The organism is Kribbella pittospori, from assembly GCF_004331465.1.
Lineage (GTDB): Bacteria > Actinomycetota > Actinomycetes > Propionibacteriales > Kribbellaceae > Kribbella > Kribbella pittospori.
The window spans coordinates 413470-439184 of sequence record NZ_SJKB01000005.1; the positions used below are offsets into that span (position 1 = coordinate 413470).

The window sequence follows — 25715 nt, forward strand, 5'->3', positions numbered from 1 at the left end:
ATGTCCCTCGACACCGGCCTGGGCCTGGCTGCGGTTGTCGTCCTGCCGCTGTTGATCGTGATCGGCGTGGCCGCGTCCCGGTACTCCGGAACCCGGCACGACAAGGGGATCGTCACCGCCGCCCTGCGCGCCGTCGTGCAGCTGGCCGCCGTCGGCGCGGTCGTCGGCGTCGCCCTGCAGCACACGCTCGGGGCGATCGCGTTCGTGCTGGTGATGTTCGTGGTGGCGACCTTCACCAGCACCCGGCGGCTCCATCAGACCGCCGTCATCCCGCAGCAGTGGATGTACTGCGGGACCGCGATCGGTCTCGGTGCGCTCGTCGTACTCCTGCTGCTGATCGCGCCGGGCGTCGTACCGCGCAATCCCGCGACGATCCTGCCGATGGGCGGGATCATCATCGGCGGCACGATGACCGCCACCACCCTGGCCGGACGCCGGATGCTCAGCGAGTACGGGACGCGGTTCGGCGAGTTCGAGGCCGGGCTGTCGATCGGGCTGCTGCCGCCGGACGCGTTCAAGCTGGTGGTCGGCCCGGTTGCCGGCGACGCGCTGCTGCCCGCGCTCGACCAGACCCGGACCGTCGGGCTGGTGTCGCTGCCCGGGGCGTTCGTCGGGATGGTGCTCGGCGGCGCGTCGCCCACTCAGGCCGCGGCGTTGCAGCTCGTGGTCCTGCTCGGCCTGATCGCGTCCGAGTCGATCGCGATCCTAACCATCACCGAACTCCTCGCCCGCGCCCGGCTTCCGGACGGGCGTACGGTTTCCTCATGACCGATGACAAGAGCCTCTTCAGCCGGATCGACGAGTTGGTCGCCGAAGAGCACGAGCTCCGCACCAAGCACGCCGGTGGGAAGATCGACGACGCCGACGAGCACGCCCGCCTGCGGGCCCTCGAGGTCGAGCTCGACCAGTGCTGGGACCTGCTCCGCCAGCGCCGCGCCAAGCGCGAGTTCGGCGAGAACCCCGACACCGCCGAGGCCCGCTCCGCCGACACCGTCGAGGGCTACCTGAACTGAGCACCGCGATGCCCTCCTGACTCCGGCCGGGAGGGCATCAGCAACTCAGAAACCGCGCAGTTTCTCCGGGGTGATGCGGAGCAGGACCGAGTAGTCCTGGTGGAAGCCGTCAGGCGTCATCCCGAGGCCGGCGATGTCGTCGGCGTACTTCGCGTTGTAGGCGGCCAGGGCGTCGCCGGAGAGCGGCTGCTCGTCGATCACCGCCGTACCGGAGATGACGCCGACATCTCCCCCGGTGTGGGTGGCGTTGAAGTTGAGCGCCACCTGCGGGCGGGCGGCGATGTTGCGCAGCTTGGCCGTGTTCGGCTGGCTGCTGATCAGCAGCTCGCCGTCGTGCCAGAGGAACCAGACCGGGGTCGGCGCCGGCGTACCGGTCTTGCCGACCGTGGTCAGCCACACCACGGTTTCGTCGTCCAGCTGCCGCGCGATTCGCTTGCCGAAGTCGGTGGAAGTGTCGATCGAGAACATCAAGCCCCTTGGGTTGGTCAGGACGGACCGAGGCGCCCCCACTCGATGGCCGGGCAGTGGTTCATCACCATCGTGAGTCCCGCGGCCGTCGTCCGGGCGTAGGCGTCATGGTCCACTACATCGAGCTGGAACCACACCGCCTTGGCGTTGATTCCCACCGCCTGGTCCGCGATATCGCCGGCCAGCTCGGACCGGACGAACACGTCCACGCAGTCGACCGGGAACGGAATGTCGGCCAGCGTCGCGTATCCCTGCTCGCCGTGCACGGTCTCGGCCGCGGGGTGGACCGGCACGATCCGCTTGCCGTGCCCCTGCAGGAACCGCGCCACGCCGTACGCCGCCCGGCTCGTGTTGTTCGACAACCCCACCACGGCCCAGGTCTGGCAGTCGGCCAGGATCTTCCGGATATCACTGTCCATACCTAGATCCTCTCGCGGCGCTCAACCGCGCAGATAGGTGAGTACGGCGGACACGCGCCGGTCCAGTCCCTCGTCGAGCTGCAGCTTCGCGAAGATGTTGCCGACGTGCTTGCGTACGGCGGCCTCGCTGACGACCAACTGCTCCGCTATCGACGCGTTCACCCGGCCCTCGGCCATCAGCGCAAGCACCTCCAGCTCCCGCGGCGTCAGCGCCGACAGCGGCCCGTCGTTGCGGCGCCGGGCCAGCAGCTGACGCACCACCTCGGGATCTACCACCATGCCGCCGTCGGCGACCCGGTCGAGCGACTCGAGGAACTCCGCGACGTGCCCGACCCGATCCTTCAGCAGGTAGCCGATCCCGCCGGTCGTTGTCTCGAGCAACGATGACAGGTACGCATCCGCAACGTACTGCGACAGCACGAGAATCCCGATCGACGGCAGCTCGGCCCGGATCGCCGCGGCCGCCCGTAGCCCCTCGTCGCTGTGCCCCGGCGGCATCCGGACATCAGTGATCACCACGTCCGGCGGATCCTTGCGTACGACGGCCAGCAGCGTGTCCCCGTCCCCGACGGTGTCCCGTACTTCGTGCCCGGCGCGATCCAGGATGCTGGCGAGCCCTTCACGCAACAGCAGTGAGTCTTCGGCCAGCACGATGCTCAGTCGCCGAGTCGGCACGGGCACTCCATCCTCAGTCGCGTCGGCCCACCGGATGGGCTGTCGATGACGAGTGTGCCTCCCAACGCGTCCAATCGGGTCACCAACCCCGTCAGTCCGGTCCCGGCGCCGGCTCGCGCGCCGCCGATCCCGTCGTCGGTGATCGTGATGACCAACTGCTGCCGATCGATCCACCCGGCCACTTCGCAGTGCGTGGCCTGTGCGTGCTTGGCGACGTTCGCGAGCGCCTCACTGACCACGAAGTACGCCGCCGCCTCGATCGGCGACGGCAACCGCGACGGCAACGCCATCTGCACGGTCACCGGCAGCGGACTCCGGTCCGCCACCTCCCGTACGGCGGCCTCCAGCCCGTGGTCGACCAGCACGCGCGGGTGGATCCCGCGGACCGCCTCGCGCAGATCAGCCAGCGCCGCCTCCGCCTCGGCATGCGCCTTCACCACCAACCGCCGGCCCTCCCCCTCCGGCACATCCAGCTCCGCCAGTCCGAGCGTCATCGTGAGCCCGACCAACCGCTGCTGTACGCCGTCGTGCAGATGCCTCTCGATCCGGGCCCGCTCGGTCTCGAACGCGTCCACCAGATCCAGCCGCGACCGGCGCAACTCGGCCAGGTTCCGCCGCAGTTCGTCCTGCCGCGGGCCGAGCATCGCCTTCGCCAGCGACGCCTCCGCTCCCGCGACCACACCGACCAGATAGGAGCTGACGACGAAGAACGGCGGCCCGAACGCGACCAGGAAGACGAGCCCTTCCCGGGCCGAGTCCAGGATCCACGGTCCCATCCCCATCTCGTCGTAGGCAGCGATGACCGGCGCAGCCAGGGTGATCAGCAGGATGGTCGCGCTCAACCCTGCCACCGCCGTACTGAGCGGCCAGACGAGGACGCCGAGGACGAACCCGTAGCCGATGGACCGCAGCGAGGCCTGCTCGCGGCGGCGGAACTTCAGCTTCTCCCGTACCGACAGCGACGCGGGCATGTCCGCGTGCGGAGTCTTGATGCCGTCGACCAGCACGAGTCGGGCACGCCACCGCTCGACCCGGCCGATCACGACGCCGATCAGCGGGAACGCCGTCAGCAGCAGGACTCCGATCACGATCGGGCTCAGGACGATGCTGAGGGCGGCCGCAACGATCAGGAAGGCGATGGTCAGCACACCGACCGGAACCGAGGTGAGCAGATAGGCGTAGCTGCGCCAGGGCCAGGACGACAGCAGGTAGCGCGGTGACGCGAGCGCTGCCCACGTCGCCAGCGGCCGAGCCGTCACGGATCTGTCCACCCTGCCAACCCTAGGTCCGGGATGGCCCGCCGGACGGTAGCGTGCGCGCTACCTCAGGTCTCCTCCACAGGCCAGCGTGCAAATACGGTGCCCCCGGTTGGCTGGAACCATGACCGCTACCGCGCCGACGTACCCGAGCGTCGTACCTACTGAAGCTCCGGCCTTGCTGCTGGACGGGATCACCAAGACCTACCGGTCCAAAGCCGGGGCGGTCGACGCGCTGCGAGGCGTGACGTACCACTTCGCCCGCGGCTCCTTCACGGCCGTCATGGGCCCGTCTGGGTCAGGCAAGTCGACGCTGCTGCAGTGTGCGGCGGGCCTCGACCAGCCGACCGCAGGGACCGTCGTTCTGGGCGGGACCGAGCTGAACGGGCTCAACGAGATTGCGCTCACCAAGCTGCGGCGGGAGGAGATGGGGTTCGTCTTCCAGGCGTACAACCTGCTCCCCTCGCTGACCGTGTACGACAACGTGGCGCTGCCGCTGCGGTTGACCGGTCGCCGCCCGCGTCGGAGCGACGTACACCAAGTGCTCGAGCAGGTCGGGTTGGAGGGGAAGGCCAAGCGGCGGCCGGCTGAGTTGTCCGGCGGGCAGCAGCAGCGGGTCGCGATCGCACGGGCGCTGATCACCCGGCCATCGGTGTTCTTCGCCGACGAGCCGACCGGTGCGCTGGACAGCGGAACGAGCCGGCAGATCCTCGGACTGTTGCGGGAGGCAACCGACCGGGCTGGGCAGACCGTGGTGATCGTCACTCACGATCCGGTGGCCGCGGCGTACGCCGAACGGGTGCTGTTCCTGTCGGACGGGCTGATCGCGGGTCACCTCGACCGCGGTACGCCGGGCCAGATCGCCGCCGCGATGAGCGACCTGGAACGCTGATGTTCTATCTCAGCCGCCAGACCGTCAGCCGTCACCGCTCCCTGTACGCCGGTTCGTTCGTGGCACTGGCCGTGGGAGTCTTCCTCCTCGGACTCGCTGCCACCGCGACGGCCGCCACCATCGCCTACCGCGGTCCGCTCGCCGACAGCATCACCGTGACGACGCTGGGCGGCAACGACACCGCACCGACGCAGGTCCGGGTGCCGACCTCCGCCGCGGACACCTCCGGATTGCAGGTCGTTCTCAGCATGGTCGGGACGATCAGCGGGTTCATCACGATCTTCGTCATCGCCAGCACGTTCGCCTTCGCGGTGGCGTCTCGGCGCCGCGAGATCGGTCTGCTCCGGCTCATCGGCGCGACCCCGAGGCAGGTACGGCGGATGATCCTCGGCGAAGCGTTCGCCGTCGCACTGGTGGCCGCCCTGACCGGTGCGGCTGGCGCAGTTGGCGACTCCCCTGCTGCTGCGGAAAGCGTCGTACACGGAACTGGCGCCGGTGAAGCTGGAGCCGGCCTCGCCGTGGGTGCCGCTGGCGATCGCAGTCGGCGCAGGGCTGCTCGTGGCGATGCTCGGCGCCAGGTCCGCGGCCCGGCGGGCTGGACGGGTCGGGCCGATCGACGCACTGCGCGAGGCCGCACTGGAGCCACCGCGGATCGGGCCGGTGCGGATCGTCTTCGGGCTGCTCTTCCTGGCCGGGTCGATCACGCTGCTGACGCTGATCAGGCCGTCGACCGGTGAGGGCGTTATGCCGCTGGCGATGTTTACGCCGATGCTGCTCGTGATCGCGCTGACGCTGCTGGCACCGCTGGTCGTGCCGTGGATCAGCCGGCTCTGGGCACTGCCGCTGACCGCTTGGACCCGGGTGTCCGGGAGTCTCGCGCGCAGCAACGTGGTCGCCGCGCCGAGGCGCAGCGCATCGCTGGCCGCGCCGATCCTGGCCATCTCGGCAGTCGCCGGGTCGATGGTGCTCAGCCTCAGCTTCGCCGCCGACAGCGCCGAGGTCACGATCCGCGATTCTCTTCGCGCACCGATAGTGGTGACTGGTTCGGCCAAGCTCGACGCCGGTGTGGGAACGGTGGACGCCGGGTTGCCGCTCCAGTTCGTCCGGATCGACCAGGACTCCGCCGAACTCGAGGACGCAGAGGGGATCGACCCCGCGATCGCCACGCGAACCCGCAACCTCACCCCGCTGTCCGGTGACCTGATCAAGCTCACCGGGAACACTGTTGCCGTCAGCAAAGAAGTCTCCGGCTTCGAGCACTACGAGGTCGGCGACGAGGTGCCGGTGACGTTCCTGGACAAGACGGCGGTCAAGCTCCGGATCGTCGCGATCGTCCCGGACGCCTTCGGAGTCACCCCGTCGTTCCTGGTCCCGCTCGAGCTGGCCCGCAAGTACGCTCCGACCGCGGAGCCCCAGCGGAGCTTCGTGCTCCCCGCTCCCGGTGTCACGATTGATCACGCCGTACCGGCGGCTGAGTGGGAAGCGGAGCAGGCCGAGGGCGTGCGGAAGGGCAACCAGTTCGGGTTGATCATGCTGCTCGGGCCGGCCGCGCTCTACAGCGCCATCGCGATCGCCAACACGCTCCTGATGGGCAGTCTGCAGCGGCGGCACGAGTTCATCACCTCGCGGCTGCTCGGCGCCACGCCGGCACAGATCCGCCGGATGGTGCTGTGGGAGTCCTCCCTGGTGGGCGTGGTCGCGCTGAGCCTCGGTACGGCGATCACTGTCACCGTCGGGATTCTGATCCGGCACGCCATGACGTCGGGGATGACCGACGTACCGGTGACGGTGCCGTGGGGCGTGCTGCTGGGTATCGCCGGACTTTGTCTGACCCTGGCGGTAGGGTCCGCTCTGGCCCCGACGACGTACATCCTGCGCCGGTCGCAGCCGTCCGCAGCGGTGGAATAGACCGGTATCGGGCGGATCGACCGACCCAACGGTGGGTCGTGGCCGGGCAAACCGCCGTTCACCAGGGACAATGGGCACGGCGCCGGACCGTCGCGGCGCCGTACCGGTTCGATCGAGGAGCAGTAAAACCCGCATGGCACGCCGTTCCAGCACCACCGCCGAGCCCGAGGACTTCGAGGAGCACATCCTCGACGTCGATGTCTCCGACGAGATGCGCGCGAGCTACCTGGAGTACGCCTACTCGGTGATCTACTCCCGGGCGCTGCCGGACGCGCGGGACGGGCTGAAACCGGTCCAGCGGCGGATCCTGTTCTCGATGGCGGAGAACAACATCCGCCCCGACCGCGGGCATGTGAAGAGCGCCCGCGTCGTCGGTGAGGTGATGGGTAAGTACCACCCGCACGGCGACGGCGCGATCTACGACGCGCTGGTCCGGACCGCGCAGCCGTGGTCGATGCGGGTCCCGCTGATCGACGGCCACGGGAACTTCGGCTCCCTCGACGACGGCCCGGCCGCGATGCGGTACACCGAGTGCCGGATGGCGCCGCCGGCGATGGCGATGACGACCGGCCTGGACGAGGACGTCGTCGACTTCAAACCGAACTACGACGGCCAGGAGGAAGAGCCGTCGGTGCTGCCGGCCGCCTTCCCGAACCTGGTGGTCAACGGCGCCTCCGGCATCGCGGTCGGGATGGCGACCAACATGGCGCCGCACAACCTGGTCGAGGTGATCCAGGCCCTGCGGCACCTGATCAAGACCCCGGCCGCCGACCTCGACGACCTGATGCGGTTCATCCCCGGCCCGGACCTGCCGACCGGCGGCAAGATCGTCGGCCTGGAGGGCATCAAGGACGCGTACGCGACCGGTCGCGGCAGCTTCAAGATGCGCGCCACTGCCCGGGTCGAGAACGTCACCCCGCGGCGCAAGGGCATCGTGGTCACCGAACTGCCGTACTCGGTCGGCCCGGAGAAGGTGATCGAGAAGATCAAGACCCTCGTCCAGTCCAAGAAGCTGCAGGGCATCGCCGACGTCAAGGACCTGACCGACCGCACCCACGGCACCCAGTTGGTGATCGAGGTCAAGAACGGCTTCGTGCCCGAGGCGCTGCTGGAGCAGCTCTACAAGCTGACCCCGCTCGAGGACGCGTTCCACGTCAACAACGTCTGCCTGGTCGACGGCCAGCCGCGCACCCTCGGCCTGAAGACCCTGCTCGAGGTCTACCTCGACCACCGCTACGACGTGACCCGGCGGCGCAGCGAGTTCCGCCGGAAGAAGGCACAGGACCGGCTGCACATCGTCGACGGCCTGCTGATCGCGATCCTGGACATCGACGAGGTCATCCAGATCATCCGGACCAGCGACGACGCGGCCGCCGCCCGGACCCGGCTGATGGAGATCTACGACCTCACCGAGGTGCAGACCAACTACATCCTGGACATGCCGCTGCGCCGGCTGACGAAGTTCTCCAAGATCGAGCTGGAGACCGAGAAGGGCGAGCTGGAGCGCGAGATCGAGCGGCTGACCGCGATCCTCGAGGACCAGGCACTGCTGAAGAAGACGGTCTCGGACGAGCTGGCCGAGGTCGCCAAGACGTACGGCACACCGCGGCGGACCGTGCTGCTGGAGTCGTCGGGTGCGACCAAGACCGCGGCGGTGCCGCTCGAGGTCAGCGACGACCCGTGCTGGGTCCTGATGAGCTCGACCGGTCTGCTCGCGCGGACGAACGGCGTGGAGCCTTTCGGGACCGGCGACACCCGGGCGAAGCACGACGCGATCGTGTCCGCGGTGAAGAGCACGGCACGCGGTCAGTACGGCCTGATCACCAGCGCCGGCCGGCTGATCCGGCTCGAGTCGCTGGACCTGCCCGCCGTACCGACGACCGCGAACGCGCCGAACCTGCAGGGTGGCGCGCCGGTGGCCGAGTTCGTGTCGCTGGAGCCGGGTGAGAAGGCGATGGCCCTGACCACGATGGATCCCGACTCGATCGGTGTCGCCCTGGGTACGACGGGCGGCGTGGTGAAGCGGGTCGTGCCGGACCACCTGAGCAACCGCGACTCGTGGGAGATCATCCGGCTGAACGACGGCGACGAGGTGATCGGCGCGGTCGAGCTGACCACCGGCGACGAGGAGCTGTGCTTCATCACGACCGACGCGCAACTCCTGCACTTCCCGGCGTCAGCAGTTCGGCCGCAGGGACGGACGGCGGGTGGCATGGCTGGTGTCCGCTTGGCTGCCGGCGCGAAGGTGGTCTTCTTCGGTGCTGTGAACGCCGGCCGCGACGCGCAGGTCGTCACCATCGCCGGCTCGTCGTCGGCTTTGCCGGGGACAGAGGTCGGCGCGGTGAAGGTGACGCTGTTCAGCGAGTACCCGGGCAAGGGCCGTGGCACCGGTGGTGTGCGGTGCCAGCGACTGCTCAAGGGAGAGGATGGGCTGCTGCTCGGATTCGTCGGAGCGGCTCCGGTCCGGGCCAGTGCGAGCAGCGGTGCTCCGGTCGAGTTGCCCCCGATCGACCCGCGGCGTGACGGCTCCGGCGTACCCGTTGCTCAACCGATTGCTGCGTGTGCTCCAGACAGTGTCAGTTACATGGCAGGCTGACCCTCATGAAGAGACTCGTCGCGCTCGGCGCGGTGCTGGTACTGGCGCTGGCGGGGTGCAGCGACAAGAAGGACTCCGGGAACGGCGACGGCCAGTCCGGTGACGACCCGGTCGCGATGCTCACGGCGGCCAAGAAGACCATCGACGACGCGGCCAGCGTGCACATCGTGCTGACCGGCCGGGACCTGCCGGAGACGGCGCAGGCACTGGCGTCCGGTGACGGCGTCGCGACCCATGCCCCGGCGTTCAAGGGGAAGCTGACCGTGCGCGCGGCCGGCTCGCCGATCGACGCCGATGTCGTGGCGGTCGGCGGCAAGGTCTACGCGAAGCTCCCGCTCACCGGGAGGTTCCTCGAGCTGACGCCGTCACAGCTGGCCGGCCTCGGTGCGCCTGACCCGGCCATCCTGCTCGACCCGGAGAAGGGCCTGACCTCGGTCCTGCCGACCGTGAAGGACCCGAAGATCAAGGGCGAGACCAGGGACGGCGCCAAGATCCTGACCGAGATCACCGGCGCGATCCAGGGCAAGTCACTGCAGGGCATCTTCCCGAACGCGCCCGCCGACCAGGACTTCCCGAGCACGTTCAAGATCGACAAGGACACCAAGCAGCTGGTCGCGGCGACCATCACCGGTCCGTTCTACGACGGAGCCACCAGCAGCTACGACGTCACCCTGGACAAGTACGGCGAGACGGTCGAGATCACCAAGCCGTGAGCGAGGACTCGCCCGTCGGCCGTGCGGCGCCGGTGAGCAGCCCGAGGACCAGGCTCACCCTGGCCTCGATCGCGGTCGCGTTCGCCGCCGCCGACACGTACGTCGTCGTACTGGCCCTGCCGGACATGATGGGCGGCGTCGGGCTGTCGGTGGACGAACTGCAGCGCGCGGCGCCGATCATCTCTGGGTTCCTGCTCGGCTACATCGCCGTACTGCCACTGATCGGTCGGATCGCCGACGTGGTCGGACGTACGCCGGTGCTTGTCGGCGCGCTGATCCTGTTCGCGGTCGGATCGCTGATCACGGCCGGGGCGTACGACCTCTCGCTGGTGGTAACCGGTCGGTTTCTTCAGGGTGTGGGCGGTGGTGGGCTCGTGCCCGCGACACTGGCCCTGGTCGCCGACCTGTGGCCGGCTGATCGACGTGGACTCCCCCTCGGCGTTGTCGGTGCGGTCCAGGAACTCGGGGCAGTGCTCGGGCCACTGCTCGGTGCGGCAGTGCTGGCGGTCGCGGACTGGCGGTACATCTTCTGGCTCAATCTGACGGTGGCGGTTGTCCTCGCGCTCCTCCTCCGCGGCCTCAAGCCTCCACCGCTGTCGGCCGCCGTCGGAGTCCTTGCATGCATTGCACTCGGGCTGACCATCACGGCACCCGAGCGTCTCGCGACCGGCGTCACCCTGGGCTTGCCCTTCGTACCCTTCACCGGGTCGTCGCGCCTGCTCACGCCGATCGGCGTCGTCACGCTCGTTCTGGCCCTGCTCTGGCTGGGGCTGGTCTTGTGGCGGACTCGCGGTCGGTTGAGCGCTGTGTTGTCGCAGGTGGATCTTGTCGGGGCTGGTTTGCTGGCTTTGGCGCTGGCCGGAGTGGTGTTGGCGTTCGCCACTGCTGACCCTGAGCGTGAGTTGATGGCTGCGGCCGGTCCGTGGCTGCTCGTCGCTGCCGCGGTGTTTGCGGTCGGCTTCGCGATCTGGCAACGCCGTACGACGCGAGCGATCGTGCCGCGAGGTTTGCTGAATGGCCGACCAGCTTGGGGCTCGCTGGTGGTCAGCTTTCTGGTCGGATGTGCGTTGATCGCCGCACTGGTCGACGTACCGGTCTTCGCGCGGACCACTCAGGGCGGTGGGCAGTTGGCCGCTGCGCTGGTGTTGCTGCGGTTCCTGATCGCTCTGCCTGTCGGTGCGGTCGTTGGTGGGTGGCTGACCAGGCGCTTGGGGCTTGGTCTCATCACTGGCGCCGGCTTGGCGCTGGCTGGGGCGATGTTCGTGCTGATGGCGTTCTGGGGGCGGAACGCGCTCGATCACTTCCCGGCGACCGTCGTACTGCTGGTGTGTGGGTTCGGGTTCGGGCTGGCGTTGTCACCGGTCAACACGGCGATGCTCGGCGCGACTCCCCCGGACACGCACGGTCTGGTGAGCGCACTGGTTGTGGTGGCGCGGATGGTCGGAATGCTGGTCGGGGTGTCCGCGCTCACAGCGATCGGACTACGGCGGTACTTCTCGATCGCCGACGACATCCCGTCGCCGAACGAGCTGTGCCCGTCCGCGCCCGGTTCCTGCCGGCCCTTCGTGGATGCGCTCCGCGATGCGGCCATTTCACAAGTTCACGCGATCTTCGCCGGCGCCGCGGTGTGCGCGTTCCTCGCCGCCATTGTGGCCATCCTGCTGCTCGGCCGACGTGGCGTTGTGCACAGATGATGAGCATCACGCCGGACAGCCGTCTCACCTCGCGTACCGTGATCACGTGACTGTTCGACCCGACGCGACCGGTAGGCCCGGCTTGTGCTCGACGTTCTGCCGGGAGTTGCGCGAGCCGCTCGCCGGTACGGCGGTCGTCGCAAGCGGCTGGGTCGTTGTCGAGCAGCCGGGTCCGTGGGGTGCGAAGGCACCGACACACAGTCACCTCGATCCCGAGTTCGGTGGTGCGTTCGACGACGCCTGCAAGAAGGCGGACGTGCGGTTCGGCCTGATCCGCGCTCCCGGCCGGCACTCCGACGCTGTCGAACGGTCCCACCAGGTGTACGTCGCCTCGACGCTGCCCGGGCGGAGCTGGTTGCTCGGCGGCCGGGTCGACGATCCGGCGGCGCTGCGCACGTTGCACTTGGATGCGATTGCCCGAGGCGATCGGGATGCGGTCGTTGCGTCGCTGCCTGGACTGAGTCTGGTCGACCATCCGGTGATGCTGGTCTGCACCAACGGCAAGCGCGACGAATGCTGCGCGTTGCTCGGGCGGCCACTGGTCAAGGCATTGTCGGCCGCCGCGCCGGGCCGGGTCTGGGAGGCGAACCACCTGGGCGGCCACCGCTTCGCGCCGACCGCAACCGTCCTCCCCGCGGGCACCATGCACGGGCACCTCACCGCCGAGGCTGCCGTCACCGTGCTCGCGGCCGCGGATCGCCGCGAAACCGTCCTGACCGGACTGCGTGGCCGGTCGACCTGGACCCAACGCGGTCAGGCCGCGGAGATCGCCGTACGCCGTCTGATCGGCGAAGTCTCACTGGATGCCCTCAGAGTCGCGGGCGAAGACCCAGAAGCTGTGACGGTGTGGCACCGCGACGGCCGGTCCTGGACTGTTCCGGTGACCAGCGTCGCCGCCGATCCACCCCGTCCGGAGTCCTGCGGAAAGGAGCCGTTCGCGATGTCGATCCTGCAAGCCGGAGCCCCTGTGCCAGGTGAGGCCCGATGAGCACCGGGTTCGAGGACCTGCTGGCAGCCAACGCCGAGTACGTCGCCGACTTCCACTACGGCGGCTTCGACGGTCTGGCCCACGCCGGCATCGGCGTCGTCACCTGCATGGACTCGCGGATCCCACCGCTGGAGATGCTCGGGCTGAAGCCGGGGGACGCGAAGGTCCTGCGCAGCGCGGGTGGCCGGGTCACCGAGATCACCATGACCGGGCTGGTGCTCGGCGTACAACTGCTCGGCGTCCGCCGGATCATGGTCATCCCGCACACCCGTTGCGCGATGGCCGCGATGTCCGAGGACGACCTGCGCGCCAAGGTGGAGCAGGCTGCGGGCAAGCCGGCCGGGTACCTGCCGATCAACGTCATCCCCGACCAGCTCGAGGCGCTCCGCCGCGACGTCGCCGCCGTCCGCGAGCACCCGCTCATCGGCGAGGACATCCTGGTCGGCGGCTTCATGTACGACGTCGACACCGGCCGCCTCACCCAGATCGACTGATGCCGGGGCTGACCGGGCCCGCGCTCCGGCCGTTGCCACTGGCAACTCTCCGCCCGCAGGGGTGGTTGCTGGAACGGCTGCGGCTCCAGGCGGACGGGATGGCCGGGCATCTGGACGAGTTCTGGCCGGATGTGGCCCGGAGCGGCTGGATCGGTGGTGATGCGGAGGGCTGGGAGCGCGGTCCGTACTGGCTCGATGGAATCGTCGGCGTCGCTTACCTGCTGGATGACGATCGGTTGAAGGCCAAGGTGCGGCGGTGGGTGGACTACATCCTCGAGCACCAGCATGAGGACGGGTGGTTCGGTCCACGCAGCGGCGAGGCGACGTACGCGGATCATGACACTTGGCCGCGGATCATCGTGCTGAAGGCGCTGCTGCAGCACCTCGACGCGACTGGTGATCCGCGCGTTGTGCCGGCTGCGCTGAAGTTCCTTCGGCTGCTCGACGGGATGCTGGACGAGTGGCCGCTGCGGGAGTGGGCGCGGTCGCGGTGGACCGATGTCGTCTGGGTGATCAACCAGCTTCACGACCTCACTGGTGAGGACTGGCTGCTGGGGCTGGCGGCCAAGTGCAAGGAGCAGGGCTTCGACTGGTTCGGGTACGCCGACCAGCTGCCGTTCACCGAGAAGGTGCCCGAGGCAACGTTGCTCGCGTACCAGGCGCAGAACGACGGCAACTGGATGAACGACGGGCATCTGTCGTCGCACGGCGTCAACGTCGCGATGGGTCTGAAGGCGATGCCCGTCTGGCAACGCCACGACACCTCGGTCGACCAGCAGGCGCGACTCCTGCACCTGATCGCTCAACTGGACGCTTACCACGGCCAGGCGAATGGGCTCTTCAGCTGCGACGAACACCTGGCCGGCCGTCATCCGAGCCAAGGCACCGAGACCTGCACGGTCGTCGAGTACCTCGCCTCCCTCGAAGTCGCGCTCGAATCCTTCGGCCCGGTCGAGCCGCTCGCCGAACGCCTCGAACGGCTGGCCTTCAACGCGCTGCCCGCCAGTACGACGCCCGACGAGTGGACCCATCAGTACGTCCAGCAGGCCAACCAGGTGATCTGCCACGTCACCGAGGACCGCATCTACACGAACAACGGCCCGGACGCGAACGTCTTCGGCCTCGAACCCCACTTCGGCTGCTGCACCGCCAACCGCCACCAGGGCTGGCCCCGCTTCACCTCCCACCTCTGGATGCGCTCCGACGACGGCGCCTTCACCGCCCTCTCCTACGCCCCCTGCTCGTTCTCGTACGACGGCCTAACAGTCTCCGTAGCCGGCGCCTACCCGTTCTCAGACGACATCGAAATCAGCACCCAAGGCCCCGGCCACCTCCGCCTCCGAATCCCCACCTGGGCCACGGACGCGACCCTCACGATCGACGACGAGGCACCCACTGCGCTCGACGCCGGAACCCTCCACGAGGTCGAGGTATCCGGAGACCGCACCCTCCTCCTGCACCTCGGCACCATCGTCCGCGCCGTACCCCGCCCAGCCGGCGCCATCACCCTCGAACGCGGCCCACTCGTCTTCGCCCTCCCCCTCGGCGAAGCCTGGCACCAGATCGGCGGCGAACACCCCCACGCCACCTGGGAAGTCCACCCCACCACCCCCTGGAACTACGCAATCACCCCCGAGCACACCCACCTCTCCCGGAAACCGATCAGTTCCAACCCCTTCTCCCCCACTACCACCCCCCTCCACCTCCAAGTCCAAGCCCACCAACTCCCCTGGCCCCTAAAACACGGCGCCGCAGCCACCCCACCCACCCAAACCCACCACCCGTCACCCCCGCCCAGCCCGCACCCGACCACTCACGACTCACCCGGCTCGACCCCGACCACCCCGGACCCGACCGACCCGGCGACCCAGCACCCGGTCCGCCTGGCCGCGACCAACCCGGAGCACCTGGACTGGACCACCCCAGGCGCGATCACCCCGGACTCGGCCGACTCCGGCTCAGCCGGACCGGAGCTGGAGGTGCTTACCTTCATTCCTTACGGGTGTACGACTCTTCGGGTTACCGAGCTCCCGAGGATTTAGCGCTCTTCGATTACCTCGATTTCGTCGACTGCCGACGTGCCCTCGCGGACCAGCGCGAAGGCTGCCTTCGTTTCGGCGAGCGTGGGTGCGAGCTCGCGTGCTGCCTTCAGGTCGTCGGCCGACTCCCAGCGCCACACGCCGGCCCACTGGTTCTCCCCGACCCGACCGAGCCGCGCCTCCGTCAGCCCGGGGATCGACGCCCGGACCGCATCGACCAGCGCGTTGTGCCGGTCCAGCACCTCCCCCGCATCCTCCGTCACAGCCTCGAACCTCGTGATCGCGATCAGCGACATGACTAGTGCCTTTCTCTAGAGTTGACTTATAGCGAACGAATCTAGAGATAGACTCTAGTCATGACCGTTGTCAAGCGACCAAACAAGCGGGCCGAGAAGGCACAGGAGACCCGCCGCCGGATCATCCAGGCCGCGACGGACCTGTTCGTCACCGACGGATACGGCGCGACCAACCTCCAGGACGTGGCCGACCGAGCCGGTGTCGCGGTGCAAACGATCTACTTCGTCTTCGGCAACAAACGCGCCCTGCTGAAGGAACTTGTCGACGTCACGATCGCCGGCGACACCGAGCCGGTCGCGACCATGGACCGCCCATGGTTCACTGACGCGGTGGCAATGCGCACCGCCCCCGACATGCTGGCCGAGTACGTCCCCGGCTCCACCGCCGTCCTCGCCCGCGTCGCACCGATCATGCGCGTCCTCGAAGCCGCCGCCGCGAACGATCCGGAGGTCTCCGCTCTCTGGCCACAGGACGAGGACCTGCGGTACGTCGTACAACGCGCAGCCGCGGAGGCCCTCGTCACCAAGGCGGGCCGCCGCAGAGGCCTGACCGTCGACGAGGCCGCCGACCTCCTCTACGGCATTCTCAGCCCCGAGCTTTACCTGCTCTTCGTCCGCGACCGCGGCTGGTCCCACGACCACTGGGTCAAGTGGGCCAATCAGACTCTCCGCACCCAGCTCTGCGCGTGACCGCCGAAGTCAACGAGCCGGAACTCCCGGCGCCGCAGCCACGGGAAGTGCTGACTGCCACCCGGCTGCGGCGATGGAGCGAAGCCGCACTCCTGCTGATCGGCGCCCTCGGGCTGATCTGCCTCGCGTACCCGACTTTCGTCCTCCTGGAGTACCTGCCACAAGTCGATCCCCGACAGGTCGGGCCTGTTTATGTGGGTCGACCGGGCGGGATCGACCCCCGATGGATCATCAACGCTCTGATCTCCGGACTGCTGCTGATCCTCGTTACCGGCCTGCCCGTTCGGCGCCCGACCGGCACTGGTTCACTCCCGGGTGCAGTTGCCCAGGGCCTCGGTGGGCTGGCTGTCGGCTTCTGGGCTCTCGTCGGCGCAACGATTCTCAGCCTCCACCTCAACGAGCCTTGCACCTATGCATCCTGCTGGCCGATGCACGAACAGACGGCCGCGACCCTCGCACCAGGCGCGCTGACCGCGATCGCGATGATCGTGATGGCGTGCCTGGTCAACCGGCTGGCGTGGTGGATCCGAGCGCTCGTCCCGGTCGTGGTGTGGCTCGGCACTGTCCTGATCCAGCACGCGGTCTGGACGTCGTACCTGCTGGACATCTTCCAGGGCCCGCCAAGGTGACGGTCGACTTGCCGGAGCCTGCCGAAGACACAGAACCGCCGGCGGCGCGTCCACGGGAAGAGCCGACTGCCACTCGACGGTGGCGATGGACCGAAGCCGCGCTCCTGGTCGTCGGTGTGCTCGGCCTGATCCTGGTCGGCATCGCCGGCCTCGTCTTCGTTGACGCGCTACCGCAGGTCGATCCGAGCCAGCTGGGCCATTGGCGCACGCCTCGGGGGTCAAGCATCGACGGTGGGTGGCTCGTGTGGGCGCTGATCAGTTCACTGGTCCTGATCGCGATCACCGGACTGCCGATCAGCCGACTGGCTGGACATGGTTCTGTGCGAGGTGCTGTTGCCCAGGGCATCGGTGGGCTGGTGGTCGTCTTCTGGGCGGTTGCGACCAGCCTCCTCGCCAACGGTTTCTACTTCATGGGCCCCAGCGAAGGCTGCTTCTACGACTCGTGCTGGCCACTGCACGAACAGATCTGGGCAACACTCATACCCGGCGTCCTGACCGGGATCGTGATGCTCGTGATGGCGCTACTGGTCAACCGGCTGGCGTGGTGGATCCGTGCGCTGGTTCCGGCTGTGGGGTGGGTCGCGCTGCTCCTCATCCAGCACGCCGTCTGGGTGCGCTATCTCCTGCCGCTGTTCCAGGCTCGGCCTAACTGACGTGCACCTTGCCGGTGTCGAGTTCGTAGTACGCGCCGACGAGTTTGACCTTGCCGGACTTCTCCAGGGGGCCGATCACTGGCGACTGGCGCAGCTTGGCCAGCACCAGGTCGACGTTCGCATGGACGGCGTTGGTCAGGCGGTCGCCCGGCTTCCTGGCGACTTGACGGACGGCCGGCGCGAGCGTGTCGACGATGTACCCGAGCTCACCGGCCTCGGCCGTCCGCTGCTCCGAGTCCAGCGCCTTGATCGTTGCGTCGAGCGCTCCACAGCGCTGATGACCCAGGACGACGAGCAGAGGAGTGTGCAGCTCCGCGACACCGAACTCCACGCTGCCGGTGACGGAGTGGTCGAGCGCCTCGCCAGCACTGCGTACGACGACCAGATCGCCGAGCCCTTGATCGAAGACGAGCTCTATCGGGACCCTGGAGTCGACGCACCCGAGCACGGTCGCGAACGGGTGCTGCGCCTTGCTCACCGCGACCCGCCGCGCGATCCCTTCGTCGAGTTCCTCGTCCCTGCCCGCGACGAAGCGCGCGTTGCCCTCCAGGAGCCGCCGCATCGCCTGGTTGCCATCGACAACAGCCGACGGAGCTGACGGAGACGCGGGGGGTGTCGGACCAGTTGTCGGGGGCAACGTCCCACCGGCGATCTGCTCGGCGGCAGGTGTCACCTCGGGCGAGGCGTCGTCCGCACAGCCGGTGAGGACCGCACCGGTGGCTCCGGCCGCCAGCAATCCCAGCATCCAACGACGCGACGGCCGACTCCGGGACGGCACGCTGACGGACGGCCGACTCAAGGACAGCGTGCTGAGGGACGGCGTACGCAGGGATGGCGTGTTCTGCGACGGTGTGTTCAACGGAAAGCTCCTCACAGGACCGCGGCGTGGGGCGACGCCGCCTGTTCCGAAGGTAGCTGATTGCATACAGTCTGCAATACCCGCGACATGTTCGGATCTCTCGGTTCCCGGGCCGAAATCTGATAGATACCCCTTATGAGACTCCGCCCCAGCTCATTCTCCCGTTCCTTGCTCGTCGGCGCCCTGGCCCTCACCACTGTGCTTTCGGGCGCGCCCACCGTGCACGCCGCGCCCGTCGTCACCGGCTGCCTCGACCAGTCCGTCACCGGCAGCGTCGAGGAGCAACGACTGGACAACGGCGTCGCCGGCGGTCCGTCGGTCCCGGCCCAGATCCTGCAGCGATCCGGCTTCGACCATCAGGTCGCGCTCTTCACTCGCCTGCTCTGCACGATGCCGAACCCACAGGCCGCCGCGATCCTCGTCCACGCCCAGGGCGAGGCTCTCTGGCGTACGGCGACTCACCGCGCCCAACATCCGGTCACCGGCACCGATGCACTGCCCGCCACCGACGACCGCGGCCTGTACTGGGCCAGGCTCTCGATGGCCCTGGCCCTCCGCCAGTGGCAACCGCGCTTCGGCCTCGGTACGTCGGAACGCGCCGACCTGATCCGATCACTCGAATACACCTCACGGGGCATCACGGGCAGCGCCTTCTCCCCCGGCGTACGGAAGATCCTGGTCACCGGCTTCGATCCGTTCACGCTCGACGCGGACATCCGGATCGGCAACCCGTCGGGAGCGAACGCACTCACGCTGGACGGGCAGCGCTGGACGATCAACGGCACGACGTACCAGATCCAGACCGTGATGTTCCCGGTCCGCTACACCGACTTCGACGAGAGCATGGTCGAGAACGCGCTCGCCCCGCACTACCGCCCCGGCCCGCAGCACGCGGATCTGGTGATGACGGCCAGCCAGGGCCGGGTCGGCGTCTTCGACCTCGAGGTCTACAACGGCCGGCGGCGGTCGGTCAGCTCGATCGGTGACAACAACAACCTCTGGGGTGGCGGCACCATCAACGCCCCGGTCGTCTCGCCCAGCATGCCAGCCGGCCCGGAGTGGCTGACCTCGAGCCTCCCGCTGGCACGCATGGCGCAGGCCGACGTGACGCCGTTCCGGACCCGCGTGAACACCTCGGTGCTGGAGATCCCGGCCGGGCAGACCGCGCCGGTCCGGCAGCCGCTGGGTCCGACACCCGGTTCGATCGCGTCCGAAGGCACCGGCGGCGGGTACCTGTCGAACGAGGTTGCCTACCGCAACACCCTCCAGCGGGACCTGCTCGACCCGTCGATGCCGGCCGGTCATCTGCACGTCCCGGTCCTCTCGTTCGACCCCGCCAACAAAACCGAGATCACCGACCCGACGTACGAGACCAACCGTGAAGACATCGTCCGCGGCGCCCACGCCGTACTCCGCCAAGCCCTGCGCTAGGACTCTGACAGGCCGTGCTGGTCGCGTCGGCGTAGAACGATCAGTGTGACGCCGAGCGCGACCGCGCCCAGGGAGATGCCACCCAATGCGCCCAGCGCGACGGAGTTGGTGTCGAGAGCAGTGGTTCGACCAACCGATTCGGGCGGCGCCGGCGCGGGAGTGGGGTCGGCGTATCCCGGATAACCGGTGCCTTCGTCAGGCCAGGGATCGACCTGTTGTGTCTGCGTTCGGTTCGGTTCCCACGGACTGGCCGTCGCCGGCGCGGCCGTTCCGAGGGCGATGCCGAAGAGAACGACTGCGATCGCGATGCTGCGGTGCTTCATGATTCCGTCTCCTTGTCCTGGCGTCCGGCGGAACCGCTCGCCGCGGTCCAGGTACGCCGTACGCCTGGTAGTCCCGTTGTCGCCCACAGCGGTATCGCGGCGTCGCAGGGCGGTATCACGGCGGTAACGCCGGCATTGACGGGTCGGCGAGCGAGGCTGACAGTCGGAAGGTGGGCATCGACGTACTCGGACCGGTATCGGTCGAAGGGGACCAGAAGATCCTCGGGCGCCGTGACCGGGTCGTGGTCGCGGCGCTGGCCGTGCACCCGGGGGACGTGGTCAGCGCCGAGCAACTCGCCGACGTGCTGTGGCGTGAGCGGCCGCCGCCGTCATGGCAGAAGGTCGTCCAGGGGTGCGTGGTCCGGATCCGCAAGGTCCTCGGCACGCATGCGATCGAGACGCTGCCGCTCGGCTACCGGCTGGCCGTGCCGCTCGACGAGATCGACGCCCAGCGCTTCGATCGTGCGGTCATCCGGGCCCGGGCGTTGCTCGCGTCGGACGAACCCGAGCGGTCGGCGATGGTTCTCGCCGACGCTCTCACCTTGTGGCGTGGCCGGCCCCTCACGGAACTGGACGGATGGGACACCGCCCGCATCGAGGCCTCCCGGCTGATCGAGTTGCGGCACACGGCCGACGAGTTGTACGTCGAGTCGGCGCTGCGATCCGGCCGGCACGACCAGGTCCTCGCCAAGGCGCGGGCGATGGTGACCGAGGCGCCGTTGCGTGAACGACGCTGGGTCCTGCTCGCCACAGCGCAGTACCGGTCCGGCCGTCAGGGCGAAGCATTGCGGACGATCCACCGGTTGAAGGCCGTACTGCACAACGATCTCGGTCTCGATCCCAACGCCGAAGTGAACGCCCTCGAGCAGGCGATCCTGCGTCAGGACCCGTCGCTGGTCGCGGACACTGCCCTGCCGGAGCCGAGCCCCGAGTGCCCGTATCCAGGCCTCAAACCGTACGACGTCGACGATGCCGACACCTTCTTCGGTCGTGACTCCGACATCGCGGCCTGCCTTCGCAGACTCGGCGACGTCTCGGTGCTCGCGGTGGCCGGACCGTCCGGCTGTGGCAAGTCCTCACTGATCCGGGCCGGCGTCGCCGCCACACTGCGCCGCGACGGCCGGCAGGTCGTCGTGATGACGCCGGGGCCACATCCGGTCGCAGCGCTGACAGCAGCCGTGTCCGGTACGGCGGCACCGGTCCTTGTCGTCGACCAGTTCGAGGAGGTGTTCTCGCTGTGCCAGGACGGCGACGAGCGAGTCGCCTTCCTGAACGCACTGGCAGCACGTGAGGCACCGCTGATCATCTCGATCCGCACCGACCGGCTGGCCGACGTCTCGGCGTCTCCGGCCTTCGCCCGTCTCGTGGAGCGTGGCCTCTACCTGCTGTCGGGTATGACAGAGGACGACCTGCGGTCAGCGATCGAGGAGCCTGCCCGCCTGGCATCGCTGGTCGTCGAGCCCGGCCTGGTCGACCTGCTCGTCAACGAAGTCGCAGACCAACCCGGCGCGTTGCCACTGATGTCACACGCCTTACGCGAGACCTGGCAACGTCGCGAGGGACGCACTCTCACGGTCGCCGGCTACAACGCCTCGGGCGGTATCCGGAGTGCGGTCGCTCAGTCGGCCGAACATGTCCACGAGCGGATCTCACCGGAGCAACGCACGGTCCTGCACGGCCTCTTGCTGCGCCTGGTCGTGCCCGGACCGGAGGGCGAACCGATCCGCAGCCGCCTGCCGCGTCGGGTGGTCGTGACACGTCCGGAGGACGATCAGATGATCGACCTGCTGGTCGCGTCGCGGCTGCTGACGAGCGACGCCGGCGTCGTCGAGATCGCCCACGAGTCGCTGGTTCGGGCCTGGCCCCGGCTCCGCGGCTGGCTCGAGGACGACCTGGACGGCCGGCGCATCCTGCACCATCTCGCGGTCGCTGCCGACGCGTGGAACAACCTCGACCGGCCCGCCAGCGAGCTCTACCGCGGTGTGCGCCTGGCCAAGGCGCTGGACTGGAAGGAGCGTGCGACGCCGACGCTGACCGCGACCGAGGAGGACTTCCTTGCCGCAAGCAAGCGACTCTCCGGGACCGAGCTCCGTGCGGCCGAGACCACGGCGCGGCTCCAGACCAGGAGCAACCGTCGCCTCCGCGCCGCACTCGCCGCCGGGGCGGTCCTGCTGGTCGGTGCGATCGTCGCCGGGCTGGTCGCCGTACGCCAGGCAGGGCGCGCCGAAGTCGCCGCGGACCGCGAACTGGCGCGCCAGGTGGGTGCTCGGGCGCTCGTCACCGAGGACATCAGCCCGTCCCTCCTGCTGGCCGCGCAAGGCGTCCGCTTCGACGACTCCCCCGACACGCGGGCCAATCTGGTGGCTGCGATCAACCGGCATCCGTCCCTGATCCGATCGATCAGCGCACCGCTGGGCCGGACCGAGAACGTCGACGTCTCCCCCGACGGCACCAGGATCGTCGCCGGCGACAACCGGGCCACCATTCAGCTGTACGACTCTCGGTCGGGCCGGGTGCTCGACTCGTACGCCTTGTCCCCGGTCCCTGACGACGCGGTCGTCTTCACCCGTGCCTGGTTCAGTCCGGACGGCAGTCTGATCGCAGCGATCGCGGTGGACAACTTCATGAATCCGATCGACCCGACCTGGCCGATCCGTGTGCTCCGCGCCGACACGCTCGAGCCGGTGCAGCCACAGCCCGTCTTCCGAGGCATCCACCGACCGCAGCTGAACAATCTCGCCTTCAGCGCAGACGGTCGCCACCTCGTGGCAGGAGCGCGAGATCCGAACAGCGACGCGGCGTTCGCCCTGGTCTGGGAGGTCGGCGCACTCGATCGACAGCCCCGGAGGGTCGATCTCAGCATCGGGCCGCAGCGAGCTGTCGCCAGCCCCGACGGCCGGACGGTCTACCGGTCCTGGCCGCTCACTGCGTCCGACGTGGCCACCGGCCGGGAGGTCTGGCAGCGACCCGATCTCAAGGGAGATCCAGTGGTCACCCCGAGCATCGGTCTGCCCATCGTGGAAACCTCGAAGAACGGTGAGCTGCTCGCCTACCTGCATCCCGGCCCGGTCCGTACCGAGCGGACCACGACAACCGTCGTCGATGCGCGCACCGGGAAGACCGTCTGGGCGTTGCGGACTTCCAACGACCCACCACGCGACGCTGCCTTCTCTGCCGACGGCAAGCTGTTGGCCACGGCTCACTACGGGGGCGAGGTCGTCATCTGGGACCTGGCCACGGGACAGGCGACGCAACGCTGGCGTACTGCGGAGGTCTCGTGGGGAGTCGCGCTCAGTCCGGATGGACGGACGCTGTACACGGCCGGCGACGCGGGCATGCTGCGTGCCTACGATCTCGGCGGGCAGCAGCGGTACCTGCGCTGGACCCAGATGGTGCCGACTCGCCGCTACACCCATGTCCTTGCCTCGGACGACGGCGTGCGGACGGCGTACTTCTGGGACGAAGCCGGCTCGTCGTGGTTGAGCATCGCCGACGCGACCACCGGCCAGGTCTCGAAGCCGACCCGGCTCGGCTTCGAGGTGCAGCGACAAGCCTATGCACCTGCGTCCTGGCATCCGAACGGCCGGCGGCTCGTCGTGCACGGCTTCGACGAGATCGCGACCGTCGATGCCCGGTCCGGCAAGGTCCTGGCCACGCATCCGATAGAGGCGCTGTCGGTCGCCTTCATCGACCACGGAAACCGCATCGTCGTCGGCAGCCACGACGGCAGCCACTATTTCGATCCGGAGCTCGGCCGGATCCGCGACGTACCCGGCTTCGTGGCGGATTGCTGCACCGCGTCGTCCCCGGACGGAGCGACCACCGTCCTGTTCGAAGAGGGACTGCGGGGCGCCACCATGTCCTGGGCCATCGTCCGCTCGGCGACCGGTGAGATCATCCGACGGGACAAACTGCCGACCTGGGCGAACTCCGCGGCGTACTCGCCCGACGGTCGCACGATCGCGGGCACAGGCACCGATGGCGTCTTCACCCTCGACGCCGCCTCCGGTGCACTCAAGGTCGCGCCATCCAGCGGCCACAAGGCCGAAGGAGTCAGCATCCGCTTCTCCCCGGACGGACAGCGTCTCGTGTCCGGCGCCGCCGACGGCACTGTCACCGTGTGGGACGCCCGGACGCTGGACAATCTGCTCACGGTTGCGACCAGTACAGAAGCCGACCCGATCCCCGCTACCGCGCGCTTCGGTCGAGGTGGCGAGGTCGTCTCCATCTCGTCGTACGACGGGAAGCTCTACCGATGGGACACCAGTAGCGCCCATACCCTCGCGCAGGCGTGCACGATGGCAGGGCGCAACCTGACGGCCGGCGAATGGAACCAGACCTTCCCCGACCGTCCCTACCAGCAGACGTGCCCTTAGAGATCGAGTACGTCGCTGGTCCGCACCGGCAGTCCTGTCTCGAACGACCGGTTCGCGGCCAGGCCAGTGACCAGGGCCAGCGCGGCCTGCCGGGCGTCGGCGACATCCGCTGCGTGCGTGGGGTCGTCGTCCAGCAGTGCTGCGAGCACGCGGGCATCGGCTCCGCCATGGCCGGCGTGATCGTGGTCGACTGTGTGGTCCTCGGGCGGTGACCACAGCGGCCGCAGGGTGATGCTCGTCTGGCCGGCGGTGGGTGCTGCAAGGTCGCCGTGAACGGCTCCACGGGCCGACGCAACGCGCAGGTGCGGCGTCGTCCATGTCGACTCTTCGACATTCAGTTCGAGTCGGCCACCCGATCCGTTGAACATCACCCGATAACCCTCGGCCGGCGAGTATGCGGTCAGGTGGTAGCTCATCGACGCACCGCTGTCGTAGGAAACCAGCAGCGCCATGTCGTCATCGATCGTGACGCCCGGTGCGAAGACGTTGCGGTCCCGGTAGTAGCCGTCCTCGACCTCGGCGTCGAGGTACAGCTCCTTCAGCGTCGCGTTGTCCGCCAGATGCAAGGCGAACGGATCATCGAGCGACGTCTCCGACCCGTGAGCTCGCGCATAGTCCCGTGCGTACCCGTGCTTGTGGTCAGGCCCGTAGAACGCCAACTGGCCTTGGCCGTAGACGATCCGAGGCTCCGCGCCGAGCCACCAGTTGACCAGGTCGAAGTGGTGACTCGCCTTGTGCACCATCAGGCCGCCGGAGTTCGCCTTGTCGCGGTGCCAGCGGCGGAAGTAGTCCGCGCCGTGCGACACGTCCAGCAGCCATTCGAAGTGCACCGAGTGGATGTCGCCGATCGCGCCGCCGGCCAACAGCTCACGGACCTTCCGGTGGACGGGATTGAAGCGGTAGTTGTACGCCACCGCCAGCTCGCCACCGGTCTCCCGGACCGCGTCCAGGATGCTCTGCGCCTTGGTCGCGTCGGTGGTCATCGGCTTCTCGCTGATCACCCGGACACCGGCACGCAGTGCGGCCTCGATGTAGCGGTTGTGCGTGGCATCGACCGTCGTGACCACGAGCAGCTCGATCCGCTCGACCCGGATCATCTCGTCGAACCTGGCCGGTGGCCACTGGTGGGCGGGCCGGCGACCGGCGGCCAGCAGCATCCGGTTGTGGAACGCCATCCGCACCGAGTTCGGGTCGCACAGCGCCACGACGTCGTACCCGTCGCGTTTGGCCAGCCCTTCGGTGAACAGCTGGGCACGGTTGCCGGTGCCGACGATCGCGGTCCGTACGGGGGTGGGCATACAGA

Annotated in this window: 25 protein-coding genes; 16 read left to right on the forward strand and 9 right to left on the reverse strand. The window is 68.6% G+C overall.

Annotation, left to right across the window (positions count from 1 at the left end; genetic code table 11):
• Together E0H73_RS18785 and E0H73_RS18790 are read left to right on the forward strand one after the other, a co-directional pair.
• On the forward strand, positions 1 to 768 hold the full coding sequence (locus E0H73_RS18785; RefSeq protein ID WP_131357699.1) for an ABC transporter permease: 768 nt from the start codon (positions 1 to 3) through the stop codon (positions 766 to 768).
• Entirely contained in the window at positions 765 to 1013 is a 249-nt protein-coding gene (locus E0H73_RS18790) for a DUF2630 family protein (protein WP_131357702.1), read from the forward strand. Before E0H73_RS18785 ends, E0H73_RS18790 begins: the two co-directional genes overlap by 4 nt.
• 45 nt (positions 1014 to 1058) lie before the next feature.
• Here E0H73_RS18790 and E0H73_RS18795 read toward each other — a convergent pair whose 3' ends face one another.
• Genes E0H73_RS18795 through E0H73_RS18810 form a run of 4 tightly spaced genes read right to left on the reverse strand, consistent with a single transcriptional unit; the run spans position 1059 to position 3846 of the window.
• On the reverse strand, positions 1059 to 1481 hold the full coding sequence (locus tag E0H73_RS18795) for a TIGR03667 family PPOX class F420-dependent oxidoreductase (protein ID WP_131357705.1): 423 nt from the start codon (positions 1479 to 1481) through the stop codon (positions 1059 to 1061).
• 17 nt (positions 1482 to 1498) lie between these two features.
• Positions 1499 to 1900 (reverse strand): CoA-binding protein, encoded by a 402-nt coding sequence (locus tag E0H73_RS18800; protein ID WP_131357708.1) that lies wholly within the window; start codon positions 1898 to 1900, stop codon positions 1499 to 1501.
• Positions 1901 to 1921: 21 nt separating this feature from the next.
• Positions 1922 to 2575: a response regulator transcription factor gene (locus tag E0H73_RS18805; RefSeq protein ID WP_131357711.1), complete on the reverse strand. Its 654-nt coding sequence runs from the start codon at positions 2573 to 2575 to the stop codon at positions 1922 to 1924.
• A complete protein-coding gene (locus tag E0H73_RS18810) occupies positions 2557 to 3846 on the reverse strand; it encodes a sensor histidine kinase (RefSeq protein ID WP_238164079.1) in 1290 nt (429 codons plus the stop codon). The genes E0H73_RS18805 and E0H73_RS18810 overlap by 19 nt, the downstream gene beginning before the upstream one ends.
• Positions 3847 to 3955: 109 nt before the next feature.
• Between E0H73_RS18810 and E0H73_RS18815 the strand changes: the two genes are divergently transcribed.
• The gene (locus E0H73_RS18815; RefSeq protein WP_131357714.1) at positions 3956 to 4723 is read left to right on the forward strand and encodes an ABC transporter ATP-binding protein; all 768 of its coding nucleotides are present in this window, start codon (positions 3956 to 3958) and stop codon (positions 4721 to 4723) included.
• Between the two features lie 124 nt (positions 4724 to 4847).
• On the opposite strand, the gene E0H73_RS47250 is transcribed toward E0H73_RS18815, so the two are convergent.
• A complete protein-coding gene (locus E0H73_RS47250) occupies positions 4848 to 5075 on the reverse strand; it encodes a hypothetical protein (protein ID WP_238164100.1) in 228 nt (75 codons plus the stop codon).
• On the opposite strand from E0H73_RS47250, the gene E0H73_RS48240 reads away from it, so the two are divergent.
• From E0H73_RS48240 to E0H73_RS18850, 8 genes are all read left to right on the forward strand, one after another.
• Positions 4972 to 5460: an FtsX-like permease family protein gene (locus tag E0H73_RS48240; protein ID WP_337590323.1), complete on the forward strand. Its 489-nt coding sequence runs from the start codon at positions 4972 to 4974 to the stop codon at positions 5458 to 5460. The two genes, E0H73_RS47250 and E0H73_RS48240, sit on opposite strands and share 104 nt — an antisense overlap.
• Positions 5461 to 6310: 850 nt before the next feature.
• Entirely contained in the window at positions 6311 to 6631 is a 321-nt protein-coding gene (locus E0H73_RS48245) for an ABC transporter permease (protein ID WP_337590324.1), read from the forward strand.
• Between the two features lie 133 nt (positions 6632 to 6764).
• Complete coding sequence (locus E0H73_RS18825; RefSeq protein ID WP_131357717.1) at positions 6765 to 9227, forward strand: DNA gyrase/topoisomerase IV subunit A; 2463 nt, start codon at positions 6765 to 6767, stop codon at positions 9225 to 9227.
• Positions 9228 to 9232: 5 nt separating this feature from the next.
• Positions 9233 to 9940 carry an LppX_LprAFG lipoprotein gene (locus tag E0H73_RS18830; protein ID WP_131357720.1) on the forward strand — a complete coding sequence of 236 codons (708 nt, stop codon included), beginning with the start codon at positions 9233 to 9235 and terminating at the stop codon, positions 9938 to 9940.
• On the forward strand, positions 9937 to 11634 hold the full coding sequence (locus E0H73_RS18835; protein WP_238164081.1) for an MFS transporter: 1698 nt from the start codon (positions 9937 to 9939) through the stop codon (positions 11632 to 11634). The genes E0H73_RS18830 and E0H73_RS18835 overlap by 4 nt, the downstream gene beginning before the upstream one ends.
• A gap of 46 nt (positions 11635 to 11680) precedes the next feature.
• The gene (locus E0H73_RS18840; protein ID WP_238164082.1) at positions 11681 to 12622 is read left to right on the forward strand and encodes a sucrase ferredoxin; all 942 of its coding nucleotides are present in this window, start codon (positions 11681 to 11683) and stop codon (positions 12620 to 12622) included.
• Positions 12619 to 13116 (forward strand): beta-class carbonic anhydrase, encoded by a 498-nt coding sequence (locus tag E0H73_RS18845; protein ID WP_131357726.1) that lies wholly within the window; start codon positions 12619 to 12621, stop codon positions 13114 to 13116. The genes E0H73_RS18840 and E0H73_RS18845 overlap by 4 nt, the downstream gene beginning before the upstream one ends.
• Positions 13116 to 15158: a beta-L-arabinofuranosidase domain-containing protein gene (locus tag E0H73_RS18850; protein ID WP_131357729.1), complete on the forward strand. Its 2043-nt coding sequence runs from the start codon at positions 13116 to 13118 to the stop codon at positions 15156 to 15158. The genes E0H73_RS18845 and E0H73_RS18850 overlap by 1 nt, the downstream gene beginning before the upstream one ends.
• Here the strand turns inward: E0H73_RS18850 and E0H73_RS18855 are convergent.
• Positions 15155 to 15451 (reverse strand): hypothetical protein, encoded by a 297-nt coding sequence (locus E0H73_RS18855; protein WP_131357732.1) that lies wholly within the window; start codon positions 15449 to 15451, stop codon positions 15155 to 15157. The genes E0H73_RS18850 and E0H73_RS18855 overlap by 4 nt on opposite strands.
• Before the next feature lie 60 nt (positions 15452 to 15511).
• Between E0H73_RS18855 and E0H73_RS18860 the strand changes: the two genes are divergently transcribed.
• The 3 genes from E0H73_RS18860 to E0H73_RS18870 are packed head-to-tail and all read left to right on the forward strand — an operon-like array spanning position 15512 to position 17423.
• Positions 15512 to 16141, forward strand: coding sequence for a TetR/AcrR family transcriptional regulator (locus tag E0H73_RS18860; protein ID WP_131357737.1), 630 nt, complete (start codon positions 15512 to 15514; stop codon positions 16139 to 16141).
• Entirely contained in the window at positions 16138 to 16770 is a 633-nt protein-coding gene (locus E0H73_RS18865) for a hypothetical protein (protein WP_131357740.1), read from the forward strand. Before E0H73_RS18860 ends, E0H73_RS18865 begins: the two co-directional genes overlap by 4 nt.
• 8 nt (positions 16771 to 16778) lie before the next feature.
• Positions 16779 to 17423 carry a hypothetical protein gene (locus E0H73_RS18870; protein WP_131357743.1) on the forward strand — a complete coding sequence of 215 codons (645 nt, stop codon included), beginning with the start codon at positions 16779 to 16781 and terminating at the stop codon, positions 17421 to 17423.
• Here E0H73_RS18870 and E0H73_RS18875 read toward each other — a convergent pair.
• A complete protein-coding gene (locus tag E0H73_RS18875) occupies positions 17416 to 18168 on the reverse strand; it encodes a carbonic anhydrase (RefSeq protein WP_131357746.1) in 753 nt (250 codons plus the stop codon). The two genes, E0H73_RS18870 and E0H73_RS18875, sit on opposite strands and share 8 nt — an antisense overlap.
• A gap of 249 nt (positions 18169 to 18417) precedes the next feature.
• Here E0H73_RS18875 and E0H73_RS18880 point away from each other — a divergent pair, with 249 nt between their 5' ends.
• Positions 18418 to 19713: a pyroglutamyl-peptidase I gene (locus E0H73_RS18880; protein WP_131357749.1), complete on the forward strand. Its 1296-nt coding sequence runs from the start codon at positions 18418 to 18420 to the stop codon at positions 19711 to 19713.
• On the opposite strand, the gene E0H73_RS18885 is transcribed toward E0H73_RS18880, so the two are convergent.
• Entirely contained in the window at positions 19710 to 20036 is a 327-nt protein-coding gene (locus E0H73_RS18885; RefSeq protein ID WP_131357752.1) for a hypothetical protein, read from the reverse strand. The genes E0H73_RS18880 and E0H73_RS18885 overlap by 4 nt on opposite strands.
• Before the next feature lie 170 nt (positions 20037 to 20206).
• Here E0H73_RS18885 and E0H73_RS18890 point away from each other — a divergent pair, with 170 nt between their 5' ends.
• The gene (locus tag E0H73_RS18890) at positions 20207 to 24412 is read left to right on the forward strand and encodes an nSTAND1 domain-containing NTPase (protein ID WP_131357755.1); all 4206 of its coding nucleotides are present in this window, start codon (positions 20207 to 20209) and stop codon (positions 24410 to 24412) included.
• Here E0H73_RS18890 and E0H73_RS18895 read toward each other — a convergent pair.
• A complete protein-coding gene (locus tag E0H73_RS18895; RefSeq protein ID WP_131357758.1) occupies positions 24409 to 25710 on the reverse strand; it encodes a Gfo/Idh/MocA family protein in 1302 nt (433 codons plus the stop codon). The genes E0H73_RS18890 and E0H73_RS18895 overlap by 4 nt on opposite strands.
• Between the last annotated feature and the right edge of the window lie 5 nt (positions 25711 to 25715).

What these genes read in the sequence shown, in the direction of transcription:
- E0H73_RS18795 (WP_131357705.1), bottom strand. Translation starts at nt 1,481, where the DNA reads ATGTTCTCGATCGACACTTCCACCGACTTCGGCAAGCGAATCGCGCGG.
- E0H73_RS18800 (WP_131357708.1), bottom strand. Translation starts at nt 1,900, where the DNA reads ATGGACAGTGATATCCGGAAGATCCTGGCCGACTGCCAGACCTGGGCC.
- E0H73_RS18875 (WP_131357746.1), bottom strand. Translation starts at nt 18,168, where the DNA reads ATGCTGGGATTGCTGGCGGCCGGAGCCACCGGTGCGGTCCTCACCGGC.
- E0H73_RS18815 (WP_131357714.1), top strand. Translation starts at nt 3,956, where the DNA reads ATGACCGCTACCGCGCCGACGTACCCGAGCGTCGTACCTACTGAAGCT.
- E0H73_RS18845 (WP_131357726.1), top strand. Translation starts at nt 12,619, where the DNA reads ATGAGCACCGGGTTCGAGGACCTGCTGGCAGCCAACGCCGAGTACGTC.
- E0H73_RS18850 (WP_131357729.1), top strand. Translation starts at nt 13,116, where the DNA reads ATGCCGGGGCTGACCGGGCCCGCGCTCCGGCCGTTGCCACTGGCAACT.
- E0H73_RS18790 (WP_131357702.1), top strand. Translation starts at nt 765, where the DNA reads ATGACCGATGACAAGAGCCTCTTCAGCCGGATCGACGAGTTGGTCGCC.
- E0H73_RS47250 (WP_238164100.1), bottom strand. Translation starts at nt 5,075, where the DNA reads ATGAGCCGGAGCAGACCGATCTCGCGGCGCCGAGACGCCACCGCGAAG.
- E0H73_RS18885 (WP_131357752.1), bottom strand. Translation starts at nt 20,036, where the DNA reads ATGAAGCACCGCAGCATCGCGATCGCAGTCGTTCTCTTCGGCATCGCC.
- E0H73_RS18785 (WP_131357699.1), top strand. Translation starts at nt 1, where the DNA reads ATGTCCCTCGACACCGGCCTGGGCCTGGCTGCGGTTGTCGTCCTGCCG.
- E0H73_RS48245 (WP_337590324.1), top strand. Translation starts at nt 6,311, where the DNA reads ATGGGCAGTCTGCAGCGGCGGCACGAGTTCATCACCTCGCGGCTGCTC.
- E0H73_RS18825 (WP_131357717.1), top strand. Translation starts at nt 6,765, where the DNA reads ATGGCACGCCGTTCCAGCACCACCGCCGAGCCCGAGGACTTCGAGGAG.
- E0H73_RS18880 (WP_131357749.1), top strand. Translation starts at nt 18,418, where the DNA reads ATGAGACTCCGCCCCAGCTCATTCTCCCGTTCCTTGCTCGTCGGCGCC.
- E0H73_RS18860 (WP_131357737.1), top strand. Translation starts at nt 15,512, where the DNA reads ATGACCGTTGTCAAGCGACCAAACAAGCGGGCCGAGAAGGCACAGGAG.
- E0H73_RS18895 (WP_131357758.1), bottom strand. Translation starts at nt 25,710, where the DNA reads ATGCCCACCCCCGTACGGACCGCGATCGTCGGCACCGGCAACCGTGCC.
- E0H73_RS18830 (WP_131357720.1), top strand. Translation starts at nt 9,233, where the DNA reads ATGAAGAGACTCGTCGCGCTCGGCGCGGTGCTGGTACTGGCGCTGGCG.
- E0H73_RS18855 (WP_131357732.1), bottom strand. Translation starts at nt 15,451, where the DNA reads ATGTCGCTGATCGCGATCACGAGGTTCGAGGCTGTGACGGAGGATGCG.
- E0H73_RS48240 (WP_337590323.1), top strand. Translation starts at nt 4,972, where the DNA reads ATGGTCGGGACGATCAGCGGGTTCATCACGATCTTCGTCATCGCCAGC.